This is a genomic window from Nostoc sp. 'Lobaria pulmonaria (5183) cyanobiont' (genome assembly GCF_002949795.1).
In the GTDB taxonomy this organism is placed as follows: Bacteria; Cyanobacteriota; Cyanobacteriia; order Cyanobacteriales; family Nostocaceae; genus Nostoc.
Map to the genome: position 1 here is coordinate 6265356 of NZ_CP026692.1, position 24811 is coordinate 6290166.

19 protein-coding genes and 2 pseudogenes are annotated in these 24811 nt (G+C 42.8%); 12 read left to right on the forward strand and 9 right to left on the reverse strand.

The genetic code is table 11. The features are described 5' to 3' along the window. Positions 1 to 429 precede the first annotated feature (429 nt). Positions 430 to 1944: a glycerol kinase GlpK gene (glpK, locus tag NLP_RS27755; protein WP_104910065.1), complete on the forward strand. Its 1515-nt coding sequence runs from the start codon at positions 430 to 432 to the stop codon at positions 1942 to 1944. Positions 1945 to 2565: 621 nt separating this feature from the next. Here the strand turns inward: glpK and NLP_RS27760 are convergent. Continuing rightward, positions 2566 to 3660 carry a hybrid sensor histidine kinase/response regulator gene (locus tag NLP_RS27760; protein WP_104909141.1) on the reverse strand — a complete coding sequence of 365 codons (1095 nt, stop codon included), beginning with the start codon at positions 3658 to 3660 and terminating at the stop codon, positions 2566 to 2568. Positions 3661 to 4381: 721 nt separating this feature from the next. On the opposite strand from NLP_RS27760, the gene NLP_RS27765 reads away from it, so the two are divergent. The 6 genes from NLP_RS27765 (at position 4382) to NLP_RS27790 (ending at position 10814) form a co-directional block, all read left to right on the forward strand. Next, positions 4382 to 5101 (forward strand): response regulator, encoded by a 720-nt coding sequence (locus NLP_RS27765; RefSeq protein ID WP_104909142.1) that lies wholly within the window; start codon positions 4382 to 4384, stop codon positions 5099 to 5101. Between the two features lie 187 nt (positions 5102 to 5288). After that, positions 5289 to 6977 carry an NAD(P)H-quinone oxidoreductase subunit 4 gene (locus NLP_RS27770; RefSeq protein ID WP_104909143.1) on the forward strand — a complete coding sequence of 563 codons (1689 nt, stop codon included), beginning with the start codon at positions 5289 to 5291 and terminating at the stop codon, positions 6975 to 6977. Between the two features lie 218 nt (positions 6978 to 7195). After that, positions 7196 to 8176: a thermonuclease family protein gene (locus NLP_RS27775; protein WP_104909144.1), complete on the forward strand. Its 981-nt coding sequence runs from the start codon at positions 7196 to 7198 to the stop codon at positions 8174 to 8176. Between the two features lie 98 nt (positions 8177 to 8274). Continuing rightward, positions 8275 to 9189, forward strand: coding sequence for a homoserine kinase (gene thrB, locus NLP_RS27780; RefSeq protein WP_104909145.1), 915 nt, complete (start codon positions 8275 to 8277; stop codon positions 9187 to 9189). 29 nt (positions 9190 to 9218) lie between these two features. Further along, entirely contained in the window at positions 9219 to 9728 is a 510-nt protein-coding gene (locus NLP_RS27785) for a hypothetical protein (protein ID WP_104909146.1), read from the forward strand. Between the two features lie 549 nt (positions 9729 to 10277). Then, on the forward strand, positions 10278 to 10814 hold the full coding sequence (locus tag NLP_RS27790) for a universal stress protein (protein ID WP_104910066.1): 537 nt from the start codon (positions 10278 to 10280) through the stop codon (positions 10812 to 10814). A gap of 134 nt (positions 10815 to 10948) precedes the next feature. Here the strand turns inward: NLP_RS27790 and NLP_RS27800 are convergent, their stop codons facing one another. The 3 genes from NLP_RS27800 to NLP_RS27815 all read right to left on the reverse strand — a co-directional run bounded on the left by NLP_RS27800 (position 10949) and on the right by NLP_RS27815 (position 14020). Beyond that, positions 10949 to 11863: an AAA-like domain-containing protein gene (locus NLP_RS27800; protein WP_267894950.1), complete on the reverse strand. Its 915-nt coding sequence runs from the start codon at positions 11861 to 11863 to the stop codon at positions 10949 to 10951. Positions 11864 to 11964: 101 nt separating this feature from the next. Continuing rightward, positions 11965 to 12444 (reverse strand): AAA-like domain-containing protein, encoded by a 480-nt coding sequence (locus NLP_RS27805; protein WP_267894951.1) that lies wholly within the window; start codon positions 12442 to 12444, stop codon positions 11965 to 11967. Between the two features lie 400 nt (positions 12445 to 12844). After that, the gene (locus tag NLP_RS27815; RefSeq protein WP_199784710.1) at positions 12845 to 14020 is read right to left on the reverse strand and encodes a WD40 repeat domain-containing protein; all 1176 of its coding nucleotides are present in this window, start codon (positions 14018 to 14020) and stop codon (positions 12845 to 12847) included. A 388-nt stretch (positions 14021 to 14408) separates the two neighbouring features. Here NLP_RS27815 and NLP_RS27820 point away from each other — a divergent pair, with 388 nt between their 5' ends. The 3 genes from NLP_RS27820 to NLP_RS27830 all read left to right on the forward strand — a co-directional run bounded on the left by NLP_RS27820 (position 14409) and on the right by NLP_RS27830 (position 17717). Then, entirely contained in the window at positions 14409 to 15221 is an 813-nt protein-coding gene (locus tag NLP_RS27820) for a class I SAM-dependent methyltransferase (RefSeq protein ID WP_104909148.1), read from the forward strand. Between the two features lie 162 nt (positions 15222 to 15383). Then, positions 15384 to 16964 carry an FAD-dependent monooxygenase gene (locus NLP_RS27825; protein WP_104909149.1) on the forward strand — a complete coding sequence of 527 codons (1581 nt, stop codon included), beginning with the start codon at positions 15384 to 15386 and terminating at the stop codon, positions 16962 to 16964. 156 nt (positions 16965 to 17120) lie between these two features. Then, positions 17121 to 17717 carry a Uma2 family endonuclease gene (locus tag NLP_RS27830; RefSeq protein ID WP_104909150.1) on the forward strand — a complete coding sequence of 199 codons (597 nt, stop codon included), beginning with the start codon at positions 17121 to 17123 and terminating at the stop codon, positions 17715 to 17717. 66 nt (positions 17718 to 17783) lie between these two features. Here NLP_RS27830 and NLP_RS27835 read toward each other — a convergent pair. From NLP_RS27835 to NLP_RS27860, 5 genes and pseudogenes are all read right to left on the reverse strand, one after another. Then, positions 17784 to 18095, reverse strand: a pseudogene (locus tag NLP_RS27835) (hemolysin D); the annotation flags it as partial. Positions 18096 to 18564: 469 nt separating this feature from the next. Beyond that, positions 18565 to 18807, reverse strand: a pseudogene (locus NLP_RS27840) (multidrug ABC transporter permease); the annotation flags it as partial. Between the two features lie 846 nt (positions 18808 to 19653). Next, entirely contained in the window at positions 19654 to 20049 is a 396-nt protein-coding gene (locus NLP_RS27850) for a salt stress protein, Slr1339 family (protein WP_104909151.1), read from the reverse strand. A 27-nt stretch (positions 20050 to 20076) separates the two neighbouring features. Beyond that, the gene (locus NLP_RS27855; protein ID WP_104909152.1) at positions 20077 to 20682 is read right to left on the reverse strand and encodes a vWA domain-containing protein; all 606 of its coding nucleotides are present in this window, start codon (positions 20680 to 20682) and stop codon (positions 20077 to 20079) included. A gap of 59 nt (positions 20683 to 20741) precedes the next feature. Next, the gene (locus NLP_RS27860; RefSeq protein WP_104910068.1) at positions 20742 to 21347 is read right to left on the reverse strand and encodes a vWA domain-containing protein; all 606 of its coding nucleotides are present in this window, start codon (positions 21345 to 21347) and stop codon (positions 20742 to 20744) included. A gap of 86 nt (positions 21348 to 21433) precedes the next feature. Here NLP_RS27860 and NLP_RS35680 point away from each other — a divergent pair, with 86 nt between their 5' ends. Both NLP_RS35680 and NLP_RS27865 read left to right on the forward strand, forming a co-directional pair. Continuing rightward, positions 21434 to 21568, forward strand: coding sequence for a hypothetical protein (locus NLP_RS35680; RefSeq protein WP_267894895.1), 135 nt, complete (start codon positions 21434 to 21436; stop codon positions 21566 to 21568). Between the two features lie 74 nt (positions 21569 to 21642). Next, positions 21643 to 24705, forward strand: coding sequence for a PAS domain-containing sensor histidine kinase (locus tag NLP_RS27865; protein WP_104909153.1), 3063 nt, complete (start codon positions 21643 to 21645; stop codon positions 24703 to 24705). Positions 24706 to 24811: the final 106 nt, after the last annotated feature.

A 24811-nucleotide genomic window follows, 5' to 3' on the forward strand; every position in this document is an offset into this window, starting at 1 on the left:
CAAGTTTCAAAATTGATGAGGTTTACTATTACTTTTTATATTCAAACTATAAAACTTGAGTGTCATAATCAGACTTGAATAAGGTGACACCTTGTACGTTGTCACATGAATGTTACATTAATTTAATACTAGAATTCGGATGAATTTGTGTGTAATATTCCCTCGAATGCAGCATTTTTATAATAATTTACTGTGCCGATTTACTTACACATAATTAAAATGCACAGCCTGCTGCAATGCTGTAAAGGATATGGGATTTGAGGCGGACATTAATACCCATCGTGCTAAGTATAGCTTTTCGTCAAATCCTAGTGTGATACAAACAAGGAATTCAAAATGTACCCAAAATAATGTATATGTGGTTGAGGGCGTATTGCTAAAATCGCGATACCTATGGCGGACTACGCCTACGCAGCATTCAAAGCAGCTATGCACACACTTGGCAAAAAAACTCCATCATCGGGCTACATCTTAGCACTGGATTTAGGTACGACAGGCAACCGCGCCTTTGTATTTAACGCAGATGGCAAGATTGTTGGACAGGCATATAAAGAACTAACTCAGTATTATCCTCAGCCAGGATGGTTAGAACACGATCCTCAAGAAATCTGGCAGGATACCTTTTGGGTGATGCAAACCGCAATTGAAAATGCCCAGATTGCGCCATCAGCGATCGCAGCCTTGGGACTGACTGTACAGCGCGAAACCTGTTTGATTTGGGACAAAACTACTGGTAAATCACTCCATAGAGCGATCGTCTGGCAAGATCGCCGCACTGCTCCCCTTTGCCACCAGTTACAAGAACAAGGCTACGCTGAAGAAATTTACGATCGCACCGGATTAATCATTGATGCCTACTTTTCGGCTTCCAAGCTCAGATGGCTATTAGACAATTTTACTGATATTGACCTGAACAATGTCTTAGCAGGCACTATTGATAGCTGGGTGCTGTGGAACCTCACAGGTGGGAAAGTCCACGCCACTGACCACAGCAACGCCAGCCGTACAATGTTGATGAATCTCAAAACCTGTGAATGGGATGAGAATTTACTGGATCTGTTTCAGATTCCGGCTCACATTTTACCCCAGATTCAGACGAGTTTAGGAGTATTTGGAGTCACTGATGCAACTTTGTTGGGTGCTGAAATTCCCATTACTGCCATCTTGGGAGATCAGCAAGCGTCTCTATTTGGTCATGGCTGCGATCGCCCCAGTTTGATGAAATGTACTTACGGTACTGGTAGCTTTTTGGTAGCTCATACAGGCAATCGAATTGTGCGATCGCACCATCAACTCATTTCTACAGTGGCATGGACACAAGCAAATTCCAGGGAGACTTTAGATGTAGGCTATGCCTTAGAAGGCAGTATGTTTACTAGTGGCGCTTGTATTCAATGGTTGCGCGATCGTCTGAAGTTGATTAAAACTGCTGCTGAAACTGAAGCGATGGCCAATCAGGTAAAAGATAATGGCGGAGTCTACTTTGTGCCAGCATTTAGTGGACTGGGCGCACCCTACTGGGATATGAGCGCCAGGGGAGCTTTTTTCGGCATTACCGCCAGTGTACAACCAGAGCATCTGGTTCGCGCCGTCCTGGAAGCGATCGCTTATCAAGTTCTGGAGGTGGTGCAGGCGATAAATGCATCTTGCAGTACTCCAGTTGGGCGATTAACTGTAGATGGTGGTGCTTGTGAGAACAATTTCCTGATGCAGTTTCAAGCTGATGTATTAGGTATTCCAGTTGAACGTCCGATAATGCGCGATACGACCGTTCAGGGTGCAGCATTTGCGGCAGGTTTAGCTGTAGGATTTTGGCAGAGCTATGAAGCACTGGTAGAACAACGGCAAATTGAGCGTGTGTTTGAGCCGAGGAGCGATTTCCCGTTGTCCAACTTTGGTATTTGGCAAAAGGCAGTGAAACGTACTCTGGCTTGGGAGGAGTAGTCGATCCAAAAACGAGTTAAAGCAAAAATTCATATCCTGAAAAGGGAAAGTCTAAGGAACAAACACTATTACAATCAAGCAGGTTTTGGCTCGGCTTTACGTGAAGGGGAAGTACGCTTTTTAACGATGGGATAGCGAATTCTAGGTTGGCGAGGCAGTCCCCAATACGGTTCGGTTAAGAATATTTGTAGTGAAACCCAACAAACCCTGCAATATGTTGGGTTTCGTTCCTCAACCTCAACCTATACATTTTTATTTTTTGGGCTTAACCAAATCGTATTGATTGGTTTCCTCACCCGCCTGGAACCAGGGGTTTTTCTCCCTGCAACAAGTTAATCAAGCAATTTGTCTAGTTAATTGAGATAGTAGTTAGATTTAAGCGGTACTGTACTAGGTGAAACTTTATTTAGGAAGAAGGTTTAAGTTAAATAATTATTTACTGAACCTTCTCCCTTTATTAAGTCTATGTTTTAGCTGAGGTTTTTAGGCATTTTGACAATAGCGATCGCAAAATATTTTCTTAATGGATGTTTGAAAAGTCCTCATGTCGGCTGCGAAGATAAAGAACGTCCCAATATTGTTTCAGTAATTAATAAGTAATAATTTTTTGTCTGCCTACTTTTAGTTTTCTTCAGCTACAGGTAAACGTATAGTAAATGTACTACCCTGTCCTGGTTCAGATGTCACATCGATTGTGCCTTGATGTGCTTCGATAATACAGCGAGAGAGATATAGTCCCAAACCACTACCAGAACGTTGGTGTTTCCCTTGACGAAATCGCTCGAATAATATTGCCTGATCTGGTTTAGAAATTCCTGGTCCTGTATCTTGGATATCAATATTCACAGCTACCGAAGTCAGATAACAGTGAATATTTACAGAACCTTTGTCTGTAAATTTGATAGCATTGCCGATGAGATTTGTCAAAACTCGCCGCAGTTCTAAGCGATCGCCCATAATGGTGCTTGCAGTTTCACCTCGATCAATATTTACAGCTAATCCTTTTTCTTCAGCTAAAGGAGTTAATTCTTGGGAAACTTCACTAACTAATTCCTGAATATTGCAGGGAGAAATTTTTAAGGTTTTACAGCCCGCTTCATGACGATAAACTTCTAACAAGGTATTTACCATTTCCAGCAGGTCTTGATTGCTGCCAATCATGGTATCAATTATCTCTTGCAATTGTGGCGAAACATCGCAAAATCTGCCTTCCAGCAATAATTTTAATACGCGGTTGGAGGCTACCAATGGTATACGTAAATCGTGAGTAAAACGCGAGACAAAATCTGCCCGGAGGTTCGCCATCTGATCTCGTTCGTCAATACTATGCTTGAGGCGCAGGAGCGATCGCACCCTTGCATGTAGTTCATCAGGATCGAATGGTTTACGAATGAAGTCATCTGCACCAGCGTCAAGTCCTTCAACAACGCTAGACTCATAATGAGCCGTGAGCAGCAGAATCGGGATAAATGGCAACGCCTGATTCTGTCGGATGCGCCGAGTAAATTCATAGCCATCTAGCTCCGGCATCATCACATCTAAGAGAATTATGTCTGGCGGTGACTCTTCAACCATAGCCAGAGCAATCTTACTATCTTCTACCAAGCTAATTTCATAGTCCTCATCTTCTAGGACTGCTTCTAAGACCAGTAGATTGTCAAAAATATCATCGACAACGAGAATTTTATCTTTTTTGACAGTTTTAGGTAAAAACATGGCTAAATAAAAAAGAAGTGCTTGGCTATCCCTAGCAAATCTAGTAATAGCTTACTTCACCAGTGCTGAGATTATTAAGGATTAACATTTTCTTTTAGAGTTTCCTGAGTTGAATACCTTTTTTCTACGTAATTAAACTGTTTTTTTATATATTTAATGTGCCAATTAATTAAAGCAACATATCTTTTTATAAGTATCTTAGCCACCTGAATTATCCAATTAATATCAGTACCTGGGTACTAAAGTGAGTTATTTTAGTCCCTTTTGTGTGCATAATCCCACTCAAAGCAAGGGTAACTACTCAATAGTCACCTACTTTTGCTTGCTACCAGATTTTTCATGAAAAATTATTTAGCATAAAACATCAAGCGTTAGGTTAATGTATAGAAATATTTTTTGATTAACTTAAGTAGGTCGGCAGAATAAAACCAAACTATGTTAACAAAAATGAACGAGGCTAAAATCCTCTTCCCTCCTGCTTCCTGCCTCCGGCCTCCTGCCTTATCCCAACGATAAATATTTACTTCCGCCCACCTACTTATATTGTCATATCGAAACTCTTGCCTTAAAAAAGCTTACGAGATAAGGTTATCTATGTCTAATGGTAGATGAAGTTCAGAGAATAATACCAAACGCATTGCTTTTTGTATAAGATCCCGAATAGAAGAACGAGATTATTTTAATCTGTACTTTAGATAAATAACAGTAAAGTTAAACAACTATGAGTGAAATCAAGATCCTTGTAATTGAAGATCACAACCTGACAAGAATCGGCTTGCGGTCTGCTTTACAAACCCAGGCAGAGTTTAACATTGTTGGTGAAGCAGCTAATGCAACCGACGGCATTAGGCTTCTGAAAACTCTCAAGCCGGATGTTGCTACTATTGACATTGGTTTGCCTGACATGGATGGTATTGAGCTAACACGCACATTTAGGCAATATCAGGCAGAGAATGAAGACTACACAACAAAGCTGCTAATTTTAACGATGCAAAATAGCGAACAAGCAGTTTTAGCAGCATTTGCAGCAGGTGCAGATTCTTATTGCATGAAGGATATAGAAACAGAGAAACTAGTAGAGGCTGTACAAACGACTTATGCAGGTAGCTCATGGATCGATCCAGCGATCGCAGACCTTGTACTACAACAAATACGTCAAGATTTCCCCGATGGCAACAGAGGCGCATCTGGAAAAAGAGTCTTAATTGAAGGTATTGACCCAGATACTGAAAAAAGTATAGTCAGCTATCCTTTAACTCATAGAGAGATGGATGTTTTAGAGTTGATTGTCGCTGGGTGTGACAATGCAGAAATTGCGAAAAGGCTCTATTTAACAGTCGGTACTGTCAAAACTCATGTTCGAGGTATTCTCAATAAACTCTGTGTTGCTGACCGGACACAAGCTGCTGTCCGTGCTTTGCGGGCGGGATTAGTACCGTGAGTAACGTAAATAGCTATCATCAACTGCACACACCAGAACACTTAACAAATAAAAATATTTCTTTCCCAGTCTCCAGTCAATTGTTTTTCGGTCAAAGCGGTTAACTGGGACAAAGATTTATGAAGAAATTGTTACAAAGTTTAGTAGAATGACATAATTGACTAAATAAGTATTTTTATATACATACATGATAGCGGATCAATTTCCCTGGCTTACCGCGATTGTCTTACTGCCACTTGTTGCTTCCCTGCTCATCCCTGTGTTGCCTGATAAAGATGGTAAGCGCGTGCGGTGGTATGCACTGGGTGTAGGTATTGCAGATTTTGCATTAATGTGCTACGCCTTTTGGAAGCATTACGATGCCAGCAGTGCTAGTTTTCAAATGGTGGAAAATTATGCCTGGGTGCCTCAGTTAGGTTTTAACTGGGCGGTGTCAGTCGATGGGCTTTCAGCGCCACTTGTGCTTTTAGCCGGATTTGTCACCACCCTCTCGATATTTTCAGCTTGGCAAGTCGATCGCCGACCTCGCCTCTTCTATTTTTTGATGCTGGTGCTATATTCGGCACAGGTAGGGGTGTTCGTTGCTAAAGACTTGCTGCTATTTTTCATCATGTGGGAAGTAGAACTGATTCCCGTCTACCTACTAGTCTGCATTTGGGGTGGGCAAAGGCGTCGTTATGCAGCTACGAAATTTTTGTTGTATACCGCAGCGGCTTCTATATTTATTTTAGTGGCAGCCCTGGCAATGGGGTTATATGGCGGCGGTGATATGACATTTGATATAACCGCCCTCGCCAAGAAGGAATATCCTCTTAGTCTACAACTGCTACTTTATGCAGGATTGTTGATTGCATTTGGTGTCAAGCTTGCTGTTTTCCCCATGCATACTTGGTTGCCTGATGCCCACGGCGAAGCATCCTCTCCTGTATCGATGATTTTGGCTGGTGTGTTACTGAAGATGGGTGGATATGGACTGATTCGCCTGAATCTTGAGTTGCTTCCCGATGCACATATTTACTTTGCCCCGGTTCTAGCCATTCTGGGTGTTGTCAACATTATCTATGGTGCCTTGAACTCCTTTGCTCAGACCAATATGAAGCGGCGTTTAGCTTATTCGTCGATTTCTCACATGGGGTTTGTATTGCTTGGGATTGCCTCCTTCACTGATTTGGGAATCAACGGTGCGATGTTGCAGATGATTTCGCATGGTTTGATTGCATCAGTGCTGTTCTTCTTAGCAGGTGTTACTTACGATCGCACCCACACAATGGTAATGAAAGATATGGGCGGTATTGCTCAAGCCATGCCCAAAGTCTTTGCCCTGTTTACAATCGCAGCAATGGCATCTCTGGCACTTCCTGGGATGAGCGGCTTTGCTGGCGAACTATCAGTATTTGTTGGTATAACAAGCAGTGACGTTTACAGTTCCACTTTCTGCACCGTTACAGTTTTTCTCGCCGCAGTTGGAGTTATCCTCACACCGATTTATCTACTTTCCATGCTGCGAGAGGTGTTTTATGGTCAGGGTGCAGCACTCATCTGTGACATTAATAATGCAGGTTCGGAAAATCAAGAAGATGAGGGAACAGTTTGTTTTGGTACGGACTGTCTCGTACCAGAAGATGCAGTCTACGACGATGCTAGACCGCGTGAGGTATTTATCGCTGCCTGTTTTCTACTGATGATTATTGGTATTGGTTTCTATCCGAAGATGGCGATGCAGATGTACGACGTGAAGACTGTCGCAGTCAATGCTAATCTTCGCCAGTCTTATGCCATAGTCTCGCAAACAAATCCCCAAATTTATGCCGAGGGTTTCTTGGTTCCGCAAATTTCAGAGGTTGAGGTAGCGCCCGTTTTGGGAGTTATTAAGTAAACTGATTAAACCCAGAAATGTTGAAAATCTGGTGAGCGTTTTTTCGATAGTTTTTGGCATCTAAGTAGCTTTGATATTACTTAACCCGCTACCACTTTTATATTGGTTGCGGGTATTTTTGGTGCTACGTCTGTAGCTAAGTGTCAATTGTTTAAATTAGAGTGAGGCACAAAGGCTATGCTACAACAGATTATATTTCTGTGTATCTAAGCATACTTATGGTTGAATCATATCAGAAAAATACTGAGTTTCTATTGCTTGTTAAAAAACATCTTTCAGTTATTTATGCTGACTCGTATAGAGACCTAGAAACTGGTAAAGTCATAAAAGTTATAGATGGTGATGGTTTACTAGTCCGTAAGGGTGAAGAGAGCCTAAATATTCGTCTTGCTTACATCGATGCACCTGAGCATAATCAAGAATATGGATTAGACTCAAAAAAATGGTTAGAAAATCAGTTCTCAAATACAGCGTCTGTAATAGCCATAAGATTTATTGCTCTTGACGAAAAACACGGACGCCATATTGCTGATGTTTTTATAAATGGTTATTCCTTAAGCTGGCTTATGGTCATAACAGGCAATGCTTGGGCTTATTATGATTTTTTAACTACAGAAATTGAAGCCAGTTACTTAGATGCTCAATACTTTGCTAGAAAAAAATATAGATTAGGACTATGGACTAACAATTTATTTCCTACTCCACCTTGGATTTATAGAGCAGAAGAAAAGGGTGAAAAGATAAGTCTTTTGATGGAACCTAATCGTACCTCAAGGGCTACGCTTGAATCAATGATAAAAAAATCCGAAGATATTCAAGAGAAGATTATAGACCTAGAAAATCGCAGCGAATTTAATCGTAATTACTGTCCAATGCGATATTATGAACAGGTTTACTTGGATCAAATACAATATACAGCCATAATGTGTAAAGGTGTAGATTGGGATTTAAAAAGTGGGTATAACGGTGTAGAAGGAGACGAGGTTAACATCCTGTTCTTCCAAATAGCAGTGAAAGCAGCTAAGGGAGATGAGGAAGCGGTTTATGAATACACGGCTTGGAAAAGAGCTTTGTACAAAGCTGTGGGTAAAGTCCATCTGCCAAGATACTATGAAAAACGCTTAACCCAAGAATGGGTAGATACTCTTATTCGTAGGGTAGAAAATTGGATTATTAAAAGTAGCAGTGTGATTGATTAATGAGCTTGATGTTTACTAACTTACAGACAATTACCATAACTCATGAGCAAATCAACCCTTTACATGGGATGCTGGTTGATGATTAGTGAGTTTTGCCAATGTCTGTTGTTTCTGCCATCACTGTTACCGTTCCCGCCACAACTGCAAATTTGGGGCCTGGTTTTGATTGCATCGGTGTAGCATTAAAGCTGTACAACGAGTTCAAGTTCACTCGGCTCGAAGAAGGTGGGTTAACTATTGATATCACTGGTACAGAAGCTGAACGAGTTCAAACTGATGAGAACAATCTTCTTTACCAAGCGTTTGTCAAGTTCTATCAACATATAGAGCAAACACCGCCGACTGTGAAAATAGAGATTAAGTTAGGTGTCTCGTTGGCGCGGGGTTTGGGTAGTTCGGCGACAGCAATTGTTGGTGGGTTGGTTGCGGCTAATCAACTTGAGGGTACGCCTATGAGTCAGTCGCAGGTGATGGAGTTAGCGATCGCAATGGAAGGACATCCTGATAATGTAGTTCCAGCTTTGTTGGGAGGATGTCGTCTTGCTGCTACCAGTGGCGCAGGTTGGGAAATTTGTGATGTTCCCTGGCATAAAGATGTTGTACCAGTTGTGGCTATTCCTGATTTTGAACTTTCCACTTCAAAGGCGCGGAGCGTTCTGCCAACTGAAGTAAGTCGCGCCGATGCGATTTTTAATACGGCACATTTGGGGTTATTATTGCGCGGCTTGGAAACTGGTAACGGACAATGGTTAAAGACAGCTTTACAAGATAAGTTGCATCAGCCCTATCGCAAAGCTTTGATTCCTGGTTATGATGCTCTCAACATCGCAGCTGTTAGTGCTGGTGCTTATGGTATGGTGATTAGTGGTGCGGGACCGACACTGTTAGCTTTGGTGGATAAGTTACACTCAAAGGCAGTAGAGGCGGCGATGCTAGCTGCTTGGCAAGAAGAAGGAATTACAGCCGAGGTGCGATCGCTTTCTCTCGATACCCAAGGCGCAAAAAGCTTTTAATATTTTACTCAGCACTTAAAACTCGATTTATGGAGCAAATTCAGGATGAAATGGCGGCGCTTAACTCTCAAATTCAGATTCTCTTAGAAGAACGCGCTGCACTCACTATTAATAATGTCATCTCTGGCGAGAATGATTCACCCCAAGCAATGGTTGAAGCGTACCGCCGTCAAGCCAGGGAAAATGCCCAATTATCAGTTGAACTCCAAGGCATAGATGCAGCGATCGCTGCCTTGGAAGCCCAAATCAAACAAAAACAAACTAAATTAGTGCGTTGGCAAGGGGAATCTAAAGAACTTATCCAACAGCAGCAGCTAGAGGAAGCCAAAGAAGTGGCTCAGGTTCATGCTCAACGCATTAATCAACTAGCAAGTGAACTGGCCGCAGAAGTGCGTTTTCTGAAGGCTTGTGCCAATCAACTGAGTCCAATGTATTGGCAGATTTATTACAAGCCCTTTATTACTGGCTTTAAGACAATCTCCGTTCCCTATGTCCGCTCTGATGGAGAAGTGTGGACAATTGTTAACCGGATTGTTTAATGCTTTACCCTTTTCGTTTGTATGCAATACATTGATCTCTCCTTTTAGGCTATCCATTACCCTAATCTTTCTCAACAAAAATATAACTTACTTAAAACAAGAGCAAAAGCATTGATAGTTATCCACTCAAATTCTCCGGTTTGTGGTTAGCGATCGCCTAGAAAATTTTCGTCATTTACATTCTTCTGCTTTTGTCAAATATCCATATATCGCCTTGTTCTACAATCCTGTTCCTGACTTCTTTACAGCAATCTTAAGAAAAATGTGACTAATGCATAGCAACTTTGAGAGAGGGATTTAGGCTCAGGGTTCAAAAATATTTCTTCCAAAATTGGATGCTCTCTGATGCTCAAAGATAAATGCTCGCTTTCCTCACAAGTTTCTCAAATTGTTTTGCTATAAATATAAATATAGGGCGAAAACCTTTAAGAGATTTAAAATTCAAAAGTCGCTAAATATAGTTGAGGGATTAGTCATTTTTGACAATCCAGCATCTGGAAACCCAAAACCGTAAAGACCAATTACCAATAAAATCGGAGGTCTATTATGATCTTTAAAAAGATTCTAGTTGCATTAGCTCGCTCGGAAATAGGGCAACAGGTTTTTAAAGAAGCATTGGATTTAGCAAAATTAACACAAGCTAGCTTAATGTTACTTCATGTCCTATCTTCGGAAGAAGAGGGTAGTCCTTATGTACCTATGCTGTCTAATATGGACTACTATCCAGGAATGACCAGTCAAAGCTTTGAGTTATACCAACAACAGTGGGATACCTTTAAAAATCTAGGAATCCAGATGTTGCAATCTTTCTCTGCTCAAGCAAACACAGCAGGTGTCACTACGGAATTTACACAAAATGTTGGTAATCCTGGTCGCATTATTTGTGATTTAGCCCATAGTTGTGGCGCTGACCTAATTGTTATGGGGCGTCGGGGTCATTCTCGGTTGATGGAACTGTTTCTCGGTAGTGTGAGTAACTACGTTCTTCACCATGGTCCTTGTTCAGTGCATGTTGTGCATCTTTCAGCTACTCCTAAAATAGATGAAGTTGTCAAAGAAACTACAAGCGCTTTCAGCGTTAACTAACTACTAAGCTATTCCACATTTAACTTGCATAATTAGGGTAGGCAATACCTTGGCGTGAGCGCTACAACTCTTGGAGAGGCTGCGCTAACGACGACGCTCAGTATGCTGCCTATCCCCCAAAAGCAAAGTGTGGTTCAGGGATTTAGAACAACCCAACATTCGCTAAAAATTAGCCATATTCCCAATATAGAAGGCAATGACGCTAAACCCCAAGATTTAGATTCTAACTTTGTGGGGCGCGATCGCCAAATAGCCGAACTCCACACCCTCATCAGTCGGGGAGCAAAAGTTATCCTCATCCAGGGTGAAGGCGGTGTTGGTAAAACCACCTTTAGAAAAAATAATCTTTGAAATCTAGCTGCTTTTTGCTCTTGAACTAGTCGAGCTTTAACTTCTTTAGTTCGTTCTGCTTCTAGCCATGTCTCAACTTCTCGGCGATCGCATTCTTGGCTAGCTGCTAAAAATTGATAATCCAAATCACTCAAGCTTTTGCCTTGTGACCAAGCTAGAGCTTCAAGTAAGGCTGTCCCGCGCAATAGTCGGGAATTATCACGGTGTTCTGAGGCTACCCAAGCATTCAATGCTTGGGAGTAGGGTCGCAATTTTGCTAATTGTTTTTCTACCCAAGTTTGGTTGAAAACCTCTTCATAAATCCGGTTTTTTACTATTAGTTGCCCTTGCTGCTTGGTTACTAAACCCGACAACAGCAGTTCTATTTCATCAATAAAAATAAATATTTTTTCAGTTTTTAGTTCAACTAATAAAATATCTTCAACAAACTGGCTCAATCGCTGTAATGCAGGTAAATCTTCACGCTCCGACCACCAGGCTTTTATATTAACTTTGCTAAAGACGTTAAAGCTCCTTAATAAGTCAACTACTATGCCCTTATACCATTGAGCAGGAGTAATATTGCCGTTGCCGATGCGAGTCATGTTGATAGAAACACAACTGTAGCTTGCTTGTTCTAATTTATGCCTTGTTTGTAACCGCAAGCTAGATTTACCCATCTGTCGGGAACTAAATACATAACAAAATTTCCCTTGAATTAAAGCATTATAAAGTTAAAAGTCAGCCTGTCTTTTTACATAGCTAGGAGCATCGACTTTGAGACTACCGCCAATTTGATATTCGTATTTATTCATAGCGTTTAAGTTAATTGCTCTCGGAAATACAGCTGATATAACTCACAGCTAGGCATTGCCTGATTTCCTTCAAGTTTTACCAAACCCATACTTTCTAATTTATAAGCAGCGATCGCTTCTAATTGCACACTTGTTGGAGAGGTAACTACCCGTTTGAGCGCGATCGCCAGTTCTGGATGTTCTTGGAGATTTGCTAGATGATGCCGTAAATAGTTGCTATAGATGCCGGCAATTGTGGGAGCCTCTTTTAGTAGCTGTTCTAGAGTTACTGTTTGATGTCCCAGGTTATAAAGAGCCAGACGAGCTAAATAAGGATGACCACCAATCATTGCTAGTAGAGGAGCCAGCTTTTCTAATCCTTTCTCACCTTTGGCCCAATCGAGTCCATGACGCACTGGCAATTCTTGCATCTGCTCTAAACTAAATTCTGGTAACTTAATCGGTAGCCCCACATTGAAAGGAAATTGATTAATATCTAACGGGATATAAGCTTAAAAATTAGGACTTACGCACTGTACAAATTAACCATAATGTTAATTACGGTATTTAGTCGTTTCAGGCGCTTGGCATAACCCCGATTTATTCGCTTCCTTTGCGATGCCTTTGGCGGGCGTAGCCATCACTAGGTGCTAAACATGGCTGAAACACCCAAATTGCGTGTAGTACTTATGTACGATGCGTAAATCCTAAATCAATCTGTGTCACTCGTATTACATTAAGTACTCACTCCAAAGATTTCTTTGATAAACTTCGCTTGAGACACACTGTTGGCTTGGTCAATTCCATTCACTTGTCCTTTTTGCATCATATTCATTGCTTCAATCCCGCTCAAGGTTCTTCTAGCTAATTTCGCAGCCGATAACAGCCGAGTCTGGTTAAACTAGCCTAGTTCAAATTCCACAGCTTGATGGTCTTATCCAAACTGCTAGAGACGATCGTTTGTCCATCTGGGCTGAAGCTGACACTGAGCACAAAATCATCGTGACCACTTAACGTGTTGATCAGCGTGCCGTCTCGCTTCCACAGCTTGATGGTACCATCCGCACTGCCAGAGGCGATCGTTTGCCCATCTGGGCTGAAACTGACACTGTACACAAGAGAGTCTACTTTGAGCGTGTTGATCGGCGTGCCGTCTCGTTTCCACAGCTTGATGGTGCCATCCCAACTCCCAGAGGCAATCGTTTGTCCATCTGGGCTGAAACTCACACTCCACACATCAGCATTGTGTCCCCTCAACGTGTTGATCAGTGTGCCGTCTCGCTTCCACAGCTTGATGGTACTATCCCCACTGCCAGAGGCGATCGTTTGTCCATCCGGGCTGAAGCTGACACTGTGCACAAGATCAGTGTGTCCCCTCAGCGTGTTGATCAGTGTGCCATCTCGCTTCCACAGCTTGATAGTGTTATCCCCACTGCTAGAGGCGATCGTTTGTCCATCTGGGCTGAAGCTGACACTGTACACAAAATCAGTGTGTCCCTTCAGCGTGTTGATCAGCGTGCCGTCTCGTTTCCACAGCTTGATGGTGCCATCCCAACTGCCAGAGGCGATCGTTTGTCCATCAGGGCTGAAGCTGACACTGAGCACAAGCGAGTCTTCTTTTAGCGTGTTGATCAGTGTGCCGTCTCGCTTCCACAGCTTGATGGTCTTGTCGTAACTGCCAGAGGCGATTGTTTGTCCATCAGGGCTGAAGCTGACACTCCACACATCAGCACTGTGTCCCCTCAGCGTGGCGATCAGTGCGCCGTTTCGGCTTTTTTGCTCTCTTACTCCATTAATCGCCTGCTTCTGACTCGTGACGCTCACATTTCGCTCAGAAACTGCTGAGTGTTTCAATAAATGTTCCTTCTCTCGCCGCACTGGTTTAACCTCTGCAACCGCTCGATCGCTATTGGCAGCAATCACTGTTTTCGGACTTTGCCAAGCCGCAAATCCTGATGCGATCGCCCCCATCAGCATTACCCTCAGCGCAATTGCCCCCAACCGAATCCGCCGCGCTTTGTGGTTCGCTGACAACACCTGTGCCTGCTTTTTTGCTTGCGTCAATATTTGTCGTTGTTTCATTTTGCCTCTATTAGAACAGAAGATTTGCTAGGACTTTTGTAGAACCTTTTTGTCTAAAAATTTTCCTGGTTCAAGATTTGCTCAAGTAAAAGGATTAGAGAATACAAAATATCCTAATGCTCGCTTAAGGTGGAAAACTTTTTGGTTTACTGAGTTTAGCTGTATAGGGCTACAACATTGATTTGTGGCATTCCGGATTTGGCTTTCCAAGCTGAACAAAACAACAGGCAATTTATACGTGGCATCATCTTCACAACTAACAGTTTGCCAAGCATCCTATGCATCTCATACAAAAAAGAGACTAGACTATATTGTATTTGCAGTTTATTTCTCCTTCTCAAGTTGGAGTATAGAAACGCCAGTAACGAATGTAAGTAGGAGATAATTTATGCCGAGATGGAACGCAGAGAAAAAACAAGCGTATCGAACCGAGGTAATTCAACGCATTACCGCAGCGATGCCCTCAGTAATGCAGGAATATGCCTCAATTAATTGGGCGGAGGAACTCAAAGGCTACCGTACCGAGCATGAATATTACCCTGACTACATCCACGCTCCCATTCATGGGGCAACTGATTCCTACACCAACCCTCAATCGTGCTTAGGTTGGGATGCTGCTATGGATGCGATTATTCCCCTCAGCCACAATGTTAGTTGTCAGCAGTTGCGCGAGAAAATGGCTGAACTAATTCCTCAAGACACTCAAATTGAGACGGTGCTAGAGCTTGGTGCAGGTACGGCTGGTGGAGCGCTGGCCCTAGCACGGCGGTTTCCACAGGCCACTTTTCGCATTACTGATGTTTCGCCTTACATGCTGGTGATTAGTCAGCACAAGTTTAACAAGGCTGGATTTAGTGAGCGAGCTTCTTTTGAGCAGGTGGACGCCCGTAACACTGGCTACCCTGACAACTCCTTCGATCTTGTCACGTCATCACTACTCTTCCACGAGACGCCTAAAGAGTGGACGCCTAAGATTCTTAAAGAGATGTACCGGATTACCAAACCTGGAGGTTGGGTACTATACGCTGACACCTATCGGGGTGAATACGCCCTGAGCGCTTCTTTTCAAGAACCGTGGTTGGATGACTTTATCCATTTCAACTTCGAGTACGAGTTTGCGAAAGCAGGTTTTACAAAACTCAATTACATCCGCTATGCCGTGGGTTTGTGGTATATGGTTGGCCGGAAGCTAGAAATGTGAGGATAAAACAAGCACTTTATACTAAGTCGATGCAACTAAGATACAGGTTGGGTTCTTGGCAACTTTTGGTGATCATTAAAGGTGAGGCGCTTTAAGGCAGAAGGGTTTTAAGAGTTTGCCTGTTGTCGTAGAACTTGTGACAAAGACCAATAGGTGATACAAATGGAAACACTCACGAATAACAACCAAAGCCAATCGATTTACGACGTAATCATTTCCGGGGCCGGTCCAGTAGGACTTTTCCTGGCCTGTGAACTGGCCTTGGCCAAATGTTCAGTCCTGATACTGGAAAAGGCGGAGAATCCGCACTCGCCCTTAAAGCAGCTTCCTTTTGGGATACGGGGACTCTCGGCGCCTACTATTGAAGCGCTTTACCGTCGTGGGTTGCTAAAAGAACTTGAGATACATAAACGCCTTAAAGACCCTCACAAAACCTCAGCCCTTGGACAAGGGTCACAACCCCGTCGTCAGGGAGGACACTTCGCGGGCATTCCATTTCTTGACAGCAATATTGACCCTTCACAATGGAAGTATCGCCTCCCAAGCTCAACCGACACCAGTTTGATATCTGAAATCGAGGAGCTTGAATCTGTGCTGTCTCGCCGAGCAGAAGTCTTGGGTGTAGAAATCAAGCGCGGGCTTGCCATTACTGACTTTCATCAAACCGAGGACGGAGTAACTGTTCAGTCAGGTGACCAATCTTTTAAAAGTAAATGGCTCGTGGGTTGCGATGGAAGCCGTAGTGTTGTTCGCAAGGTGGGCGGTTTTGAATTCGCCGGTACGGAGCCAGAATTTACCGGCTACTCTGCTCAGGTTGACATTGGCGACCTGGAGAAGCTCAGTCCAGGCCGAAACGTGACGCCAACAGGCATGTACTTCCAATCCCAGCCAGGTTACCTAATAATGCAGGATTTTGATGGCGGGGCATTTCATAATGCAGAAAAGCCAATCACGCTTGAACACGTGCAGGAGGTTCTACGCCGCATTTCGAACACCGACGTTACTATCAATGCTCTGCATATCGTGACCACATGGACTGACCGAGCACGGCAGGCCACAACCTACCGCAACGGACGGATTCTTTTAGCTGGCGATGCCGCGCACATTCATTCGCCGTTGGGAGGTCAAGGGCTTAACCTTGGACTGGGCGATGCCATGAACCTGGGCTGGAAGCTCGCCGCAACCATCCATAATATTGCGCCGTCAGGCTTGTTGAACAGTTATCATACTGAACGACACCTAATTGGTGCACAGGTTCTGGATTGGTCACGCGCCCAGGTTGCAATCATGAGACCAGACCCACATGCGCGCGCGCTGAATGCAATTGTCCGCGACCTTATGAACACGCGCGATGGTGCCACCTATATTGCAGGAAGGGTTTGGGGTGTTTTCATGCATTACAATCTCGGTGGCGCCCACCCTTTAGTAGGCCACAGCGTTCCCAATTTTGAGTTCGAAGACGGTACGAGGATTGGCGAGCTAATGCACGATGGCCACGGGATACTGCTTGATTTCGATATGAATGCTTCACTTAAAACTTTGGCGAGTGAATACGGCGACCGAATGAAGTATGTTTCGGGCCGGGCGAAAGAACAATTAGGCTTGAGCACTGTACTGATACGTCCTGATGGGATTATCACCTGGGCTTCTGACAGCGAACCTGATGAGCAATCAATCAGACAAGCGGTTGCTCTGTGGTTAGCACTGTCATCGTTCGTGACAAAAATTCAGATCCAACTTTAAGACAAGATTGTGATGTAGAGGTTCTGTAACCCAAGAAACGCAGGAATTTCTATTGATCGCGATCGGATCTCTCAATGCAAGTAGAATAATGAAACGATCGCCCGATCGCCCTCCAAACCTGATTATTTCTAATCTGGAAACAAACTGGAGACTCAAATGACCCCAGCAACGATAGCAACACCAAAAAAAGAATCACCTCTTCTGTTTGAGGGAATGACCTGGAGAGAGTTCAAAGCAGTTGAGCAATTGTTAGACCGTCCAGGATATCGGCTCTCTTTTCTGAATGGAATTCTGGAAATACGACGAATGCCTGGAGAACCCCACGAAACTGTTAAAAAGAGGATTGCTGCATTATTGGAACTTTACCTGCTCATGGCAGGGTTCGACTTTACTCCAACTGGCTCAAGGACTCTGGAAAGTGAAACAGTCGCCGTCAAGCGAGAGGCGGATGAATCTTATAAACTTGCTCCTGGTCGGATGCTACCCGATCTGGCGATCGAGGTGGTATTTTCCAGTGGCGGCATCAACAAACTGGACGCATACAAGCGGTTGAAGATCAAGGAAGTGTGGTTTTGGGAAGATGGTGTGTTAGAAGTCTATCATCTGCGGGGAGAAGGCAATACACTTCACTATGAAAAGGTTTCTAGTAGTGAAGAGGTGAAAGGAATCGATCTAGATTTGTTGTTACGTTGCATGAATATGGTGAATCACGTAGAGGCGATCAAGACTTTTCAACAGGCGCTCCAGAAATAAGCGATCGCACATACTTATGGGATGCTGGGTTTCACGCTTGAAAACTGCTATGAAAAACGATTTTGCTCAGCGTAGAGACTTTAAGCTTTCAGTCTTTTGCACTAAGAAATCAGTGAAGATACTCATAATCGTGCGCTGAGGCAATTTCACATTAGCATTAATGGACATCCCTGATTGCAATGGAATTTGACGCTGATTAATCAGTAACTTCTACCCATGTAGGCGGACTTTTGCGGAAAAACGCCAGAAATTATAAACTTGGTCTGGAAGTAAGGCATCAGAGCCAATCTCAATTAGTTCGCCTTTGATATCACCATACTCTTGGAAGGGAAAGGAATCAATTCTCACATCTACTTGTTGCCCTTCTTTGACTGCACCCTGTGGTTCTAACTTGCCAATCGCATGAATTGATTCATCAATTTGGAAGACTGAAGCCCAAATTACTGTGAAGGTGCTAACTCCAAAAATAGTCCAAGCGATCGCTCGTGACCAAGTAGGGGTTTGTTGTAAAAGTACTGGTTGATCGAATTTATATTGAATATTCATAAGTAAAAGTGCTGCGTTCTATGTTTTAAGGCTGAGTTTCCAAGTTATAGTCTCGACATTTCGAGTTCTGAGGTTGAAGTTTTGAGTTCAGAAGTCGAAGTTCCAAGTTCAGAGGTCGAAGTTCCGAGTTAAGAAGTCGAACTTCCGAGTTCTGAGGTTGAAGTTTTGAGTTCAGAAGTCGAAGTTCCGAGTTTAAAGGTCGAAGTTCCGAGTTCAGAGGTCGAAGTTCCAAGTTCAGAGGTTAAACTTCACAGTTCAGAAGTCAAAGCAACAATATTTCCCCCTGCTCCCTGCCCCCTGCCTACACTTTCGCTTCCTGTTGCTGATACAGACAGTAGTAATAACCTTTGAGCGCCATCAATTCTTCATGAGTTCCCTGTTCTACTACAGCACCTTGATCCATCATTAGAATGACATCGGCATTGCGAATTGTGCTAAGGCAGTGAGTAATGAAAAACACTGTTTTATCTTGGAAAGCTGTCGCCAAGTTACGGCAAACTTGGGCTTCGGCATTGTAATCTAAGGCACTAATCGCTTCATCAATAGGACTTACGCAATAATTCTCTGAAACCTTATTCCTTTGTGTCCTTTGCGTCCTTTGCGGTTCGTTTTTTCATGATTTTGCGTAAGTCCTGATCAAGAATCATACCGCTATTGCTGGATGGTAGGCCGCAAGAAAAATCGCGTTTACTTGGGTAGCGTGGACAGTATCAGGGCCAAGCGTAAAAAGGCAGATGTGGAAATTGCGATCGCAGATAGTTTTGAAATTTGAGATTTTCAGCTTATCCGCAACCCCAAGCTTTGTCATAAGTTAGGGTAAATCTCGTCAACCTGCTCCCATACCTGATTTGCAAGATTCTCCAGTGCCATAGCCATTCATTACAGGATGGTCATACTCACCTTGCTGCAAGCGCAAGGGAGAAAATCTCGATTTGGAGGAATAAGAGTTTGGCGTTCATAGAGTTGCGATCGCGCTCTTTACGTCGTTATCACTAACCTTGATGTATGCTGAAACCACTTTTAAGTCAGAATGACCAGTAATTTTTTTGATCGTGGTCAAGTTGATACCCTTGTTCGCAAGATTTGTAAGTTATTATTTCCTGCCATCTTTCTACTGAACCTGCGTACTCAATCATATCAGTTAAAGACGGAACATCTATAGAATCAAAGTGCAAAAAAAAGTGAGATGCACTTGTATTTTGGGATCAAAGGGCATTGACTATTGTTGTCTTCCCAACTCCAGATGCACCGGATAAAAAAGAATGTTTGGACGATAAAGCGGCATGATTTTTTATTGCATAAAAATCATGCCGCTTGAGTTAAGGATTGTTTATGCAGAATTGATATGGTTTTATAGAAAAATAAAAATTACAGTGTATTTATTGTGAGTTTATTCATTGCTTCTTAAATATTCAATCGCTGCCTCTAATTTTGAGGAGTAACTTTCCGCAAACCTTTCAAACCAAAGTCCTTCAGACGAAAGTGGATCTACTTTGGCTAACCATTCTTTCGCTTGCACTTTCAAAGCTTCTAGTTGTTTGGCTTTGAATTGTTCTTGTCGAATTCGTTCTTGTTCTACTTCTTGCTGTCTTTTTAACTCAATAGCAGCATCCTCTTGGGCAAAATTAGCCTTAACTTCTGCCAAAAGATTATCCATTAAAGATGCCGACTTTGGCGATGATGAAATAAACGATTTGGCTACAACTGATTTTGACTGCTGCTGTTGTGGTTGTACTTCTTTGTATTCAGTTTGGAGTTCAGCTAATAGCTTATCAATAGAATCCATTTTGGCAATTCCTAATAAATAGTATAGCTAGTCATTAATGGCATTGAGCAGCACTTCCGATAGACTCAAATCTTCCATATCTTCCATAGTAATTGTGTCACAGATATCAAACTTAGCACCAGCGCTTTGGAGTTCATCATCTAAGACTTTGAGAAAGCGGGTAGCTTGCTGATCTGTACCAACTTGAATAAAAGAAATGGCTAATTCTTCATCTCGATCGATGCGCCGAGAAGCTTCAATAATCACCCTCATGACTGCTTTGCGATCGTCCGGCTCACCATCAGTAACTACTAAAATTGTTTCACCATTTGGCTTGGTTTGACCGGCTGCTTTGCGTTGAAGGTAATCATCAGTTGCATGTTTTAACACACCTGCCAAGTCAGTTGTACCAGAGGGATCGTTCTCTCGAAAAATTTGTGATACCTTGCTGGATGTGACATTTTCGTATCGCTTGAATTTCCCAGAAAATACATAGATAGTAATACCATCTGGGTCAAATTGCTCACATTTACTAGCTAAAGCTAAAGTTGATTCTTGGGCTGCAACCCATCTAGTTCTACCACCCTTTTGATCTTGGGTTGCCATACTACCACTTTTGTCAATAATCAAGGTATAATCACGATTTTCTAGCATTATTCAATTCTCCAATTAAGAATTAACAGTTGCTGAACTACGGGCGATCGACAAACATATTAGTCAGTTATTGCGTTCGTCAATACATCTACAAGACTCATTTCTTCTAAGTCGTCTAAAGTGACGGTATCGCAAATATCAAATTTAGCGCCAACACTTTGTAACTGGTCATCCAAAGCTTTGAGGAACTTAGTTGCTTGGGCATCTGAACCTACTTGAATAATCGAAATTCCTAATTCTTCATCACGCTCCATCTGGCGAGTAGCATGAATGATGACTTCAAACACAGCCTTGCGATCGTCTGGTTCACCATCGGTGATGACTAAAATTGTCTCTCCGTTTGGCTTGGTTTTACCAGCTGCTTTGCGTTGAAAGTAGTTATTGAGAGCATCCTGAAGTACACCTGCTAAGTTTGTTGTGCCAGAAGGGTCATTTTCGAGAAATATCTGGGCGACTTTGGCTGAGGTGACATCATCATAACGTTTAAATCTCCCAGAAAACACGTAAACGGTAATGCCATCGGGATCAAACTGTTCAGCCTTTCTGGCCAAAGCGAGAGTAGACTCTTGCGCGATTTCCCATCTACTTCTACCGCCCACTTGGTCGGGTGTAGACATACTACCGCTTTTGTCAATGATTAAGGTATAGTCGCGATCGCTCATCATAATCTTTCTCTGATTGTTACCCTGTGGTTCTAGTCTAGTCCAGGATTTTAACGATACAGCAAGCATTTTAAGGTTTCGTATCAATTATGCTACTCAAAAAAGCCGCGCCACAGTTGATGAATGCTAATCGCCTAACCAAAGCTAATCTCTTTATTCCCCTAGAGAACAAAATCTTTCCAGTCCCCAATTCCCTGTTGCATCAATATTTAGTCTGGGAATAATAAATCATACTAATGCTGACACTCACGGATCTAAACAGCTTTTGTTTAGCTCAATTTTAGAGATAAATTCGGGTATGAACCATTCTAGATTTTTAGATAAATCCGCGCCAAAACAAAACACGCAGCAGCAAAACTTTTCCTTAGCATTTCTGTATCAGACAATCAACGGCATATCTGACCCAATTTTTGTCAAAGACCGTCAACATCGCTGGGTATTACTTAACGATACCTACTGTGATTTCGTCGGTCATAGCCGAGAAGAATTAATTGACAAGTCAGACTATGATTTTTTTCCGCAAGCAGAAGCTGATGTGTTGCGGGAAAAAGATGAACTGGTTTTCACCGCAAATATTCCTAATGAGAACCAGAATATTTTTACTGATGCTCAGGGTATAACTCATCTCATCTCTACAAAAAAGTCTTGCTTTGAAGATGAGACTGGTAATAAATTTCTGGTGGGTAGTATTCGTGACATCATTTTACAGAATGAAGTCGGTAAAATTCCGAGTGTGACTGGCAGAGTTACTGATACTACTAATCTTATGGAAACCTGCGAGGCACTTCGGGAAACCTTAGAAGAACTCCAAGTAGTTGAAGAAGAACTGCGCCTACAAAACGAAGAACTAGCGATCGCTCGTGAAACGGCTGAATTTGAGCATCGGCGTTACCAGGATTTGTTTGATCTCGCCCCAGATGCTTACTTGGTGACTGATGTAGACGGCATCATCAAAGAGGCTAACTATGTAGCAGCAGCTTTACTATCTGTGAAACAAAAATTTCTACTAGGTAAACCATTCATCCTGTTTATCACTGAATCAGACCACCAAACCTTCATGAACCAACTGGCAAATTTGCAGCAGGTGCAGGATTGGGAAGTCTATCTACAGCCACGAAGAGGTACAGCTTTTCCGGCTCGGATCAGGATGGTTGCGATGTATAATTCACAGGGTCAGCAGGTCGGCTGGCGTTGGTTGCTTGGCGACATCAGCGAACAGCAAGCTGCACTGCGCGATCGCCAGCAAGCAGAGAAAAACCTACACCGCATGAATGCTGTACTCCAAGCTCAACATGAAGCTTCCATCGACGCAATTCTGATTATTGATGAAAATCTTACAGTTACATCATTTAATCAGAAATTCTCCCAGTTATGGCAAATTCCTGCTGCAATCCTCGAAACACGCGACGATCGCCAACTTCTGGGATGGGTACTAGACAAACTAGTAAATCCAGACGAATTTCTGGCTAAGGTGGAGTATCTTTACCAGCATCCAGAGGAAAGCAGCCATGATGAAATTTTCCTCAAGTCTGGAAAGATTTTTGAGCGCTATTCTGCACCCGTGCGTAAACAGCAAGGGGCTTGTAGTGATACATCACCTTTAGAAAACTATTACGGTAGGGTTTGGTATTATCGCGACATTACCGAATACAAGCAAGCAGAGGCACAACTTAGGGCTTCACAGCAAAGACTGGCGTTGCTAATTGAACAAACACCCTTAGCCATTATTGAATGGAATACCAACTTTCAGGTTCAGACATGGAATCGAGCAGCAGAAAGAATCTTTGGCTATACCACAGAGGAAATGCTGGGAAATCATTTTGAGATCGTAGTACCTGAAAACGCTAGAAAGCACGTAAATGAGATTCTCATTGCCCTGTTAACACAACAAGGAGGGAGTTTTAGTGTGAATGAGAACGTCACTAAAGATGGTAGGACGATAGTCGGTGAGTGGTATAACAACCCGTTAGTGGCTGCTGATGGCCAGCTGCTTGGTGTTGCCTCAATGGTGTTAGACATCACAGAACGCAAACGAGCTGAAGAGGAACAGCAAAAATTTGTCGCCTTGATTGAAAATAGCAGCGACTTTATTGGCATTGCTTCAATGGAAGGACAAATTGTCTATGTGAACCCTGCCGGACTCAAGATGGTGGGACTTAGTAGCCTGGAAGTAGCCAAAACCAAATCCTTGGTTGATTTTTATTCTCCAGAAGCTTTTGCAGAGTTCATAGAGCAAATTACTCCTTTGATATTTCAACATGGTTCCTGGCAAGGCGAGTTTCACTATAGGCATTTTCAAACGGGTATAGAAATTCCCACTGATTGCAGCCTGTTTATGGTTAAACATCCTGCAACAGGAGAGCCTTTCTGTCGGGTAGCTATTGTTAGGGACATCACAGAACGTAAACAAGCCAAGGAAGCCTTGCTAAAGTCGGAAGCGCAACTACGACAACAAGCCCAAGAACTTAAAGTTGCACTCCGCGAACTTCAACACACCCAGACTCACTTAATTCAAACTGAAAAGATGTCCAGTTTGGGTCAACTAGTTGCAGGAGTGGCACACGAAATCAACAACCCAGTCAATTTTATCTATGGCAATCTCAGCCCTGCCAAGGAATACACCCAAGATTTACTTTCACTTTTGCAACTTTACCAAAGTCATTATCCTGAACCTGTGCTAGAAATTCAGGATTTTGCAGACCAAATCGAACTAGACTTTTTGAAATCAGATTTCCCACAAATAATCAATTCAATGAAAGTTGGGGCAGACCGCATTCGCGAGATTGTACTTTCCCTGCGAACATTTTCGCGCTTGGATGAAGCCGAAATGAAAGCTGTTGATATCCATCAGGGAATCGACAGTACTTTGATGATTTTGCAAAACCGCCTCAAGGGTAATGACCAACGTCCGACAATTGAAATAATCAAAGAATACGGTAAGCTACAGTTGGTTGAATGTTACGCGGGGCAGCTAAATCAAGTATTTATGAATATTTTGTCAAATGCGATCGATGCCTTGGAAGAGTCATTCATGATTTGTCCTATCCCTTGGGAAAATGCCCGAAACATAGAGCAAAGAACTTCCCCGCAAATTTGCATTTGCACCCAACTACAGGAGCCAAATCAGGTAATAATTAGGATTACCGACAATGGGTTGGGAATACCAGAAGATGTAAAAAAACAACTATTTGACCCCTTCTTTACCACCAAACCCATCGGTCAAGGTACAGGAATGGGTCTTGCCATTAGCTACCAAATCATTACAGAAAGACATGGCGGTTCCTTAGAATGTTTTTCGCAGCTAGAACAAGGCGCTGAGTTTGTGATTAAGATTCCCCTGAGCCAAGATACATCAACATAATTCGTAATCGATAATACTCGCTGGCGAGAAGCAAGCTACGTAATTCGTAATTTTAAAAGCTTGATCCTGTAAGTAAAAAAAAGTATTTCTGCTGCCAACAGCTACT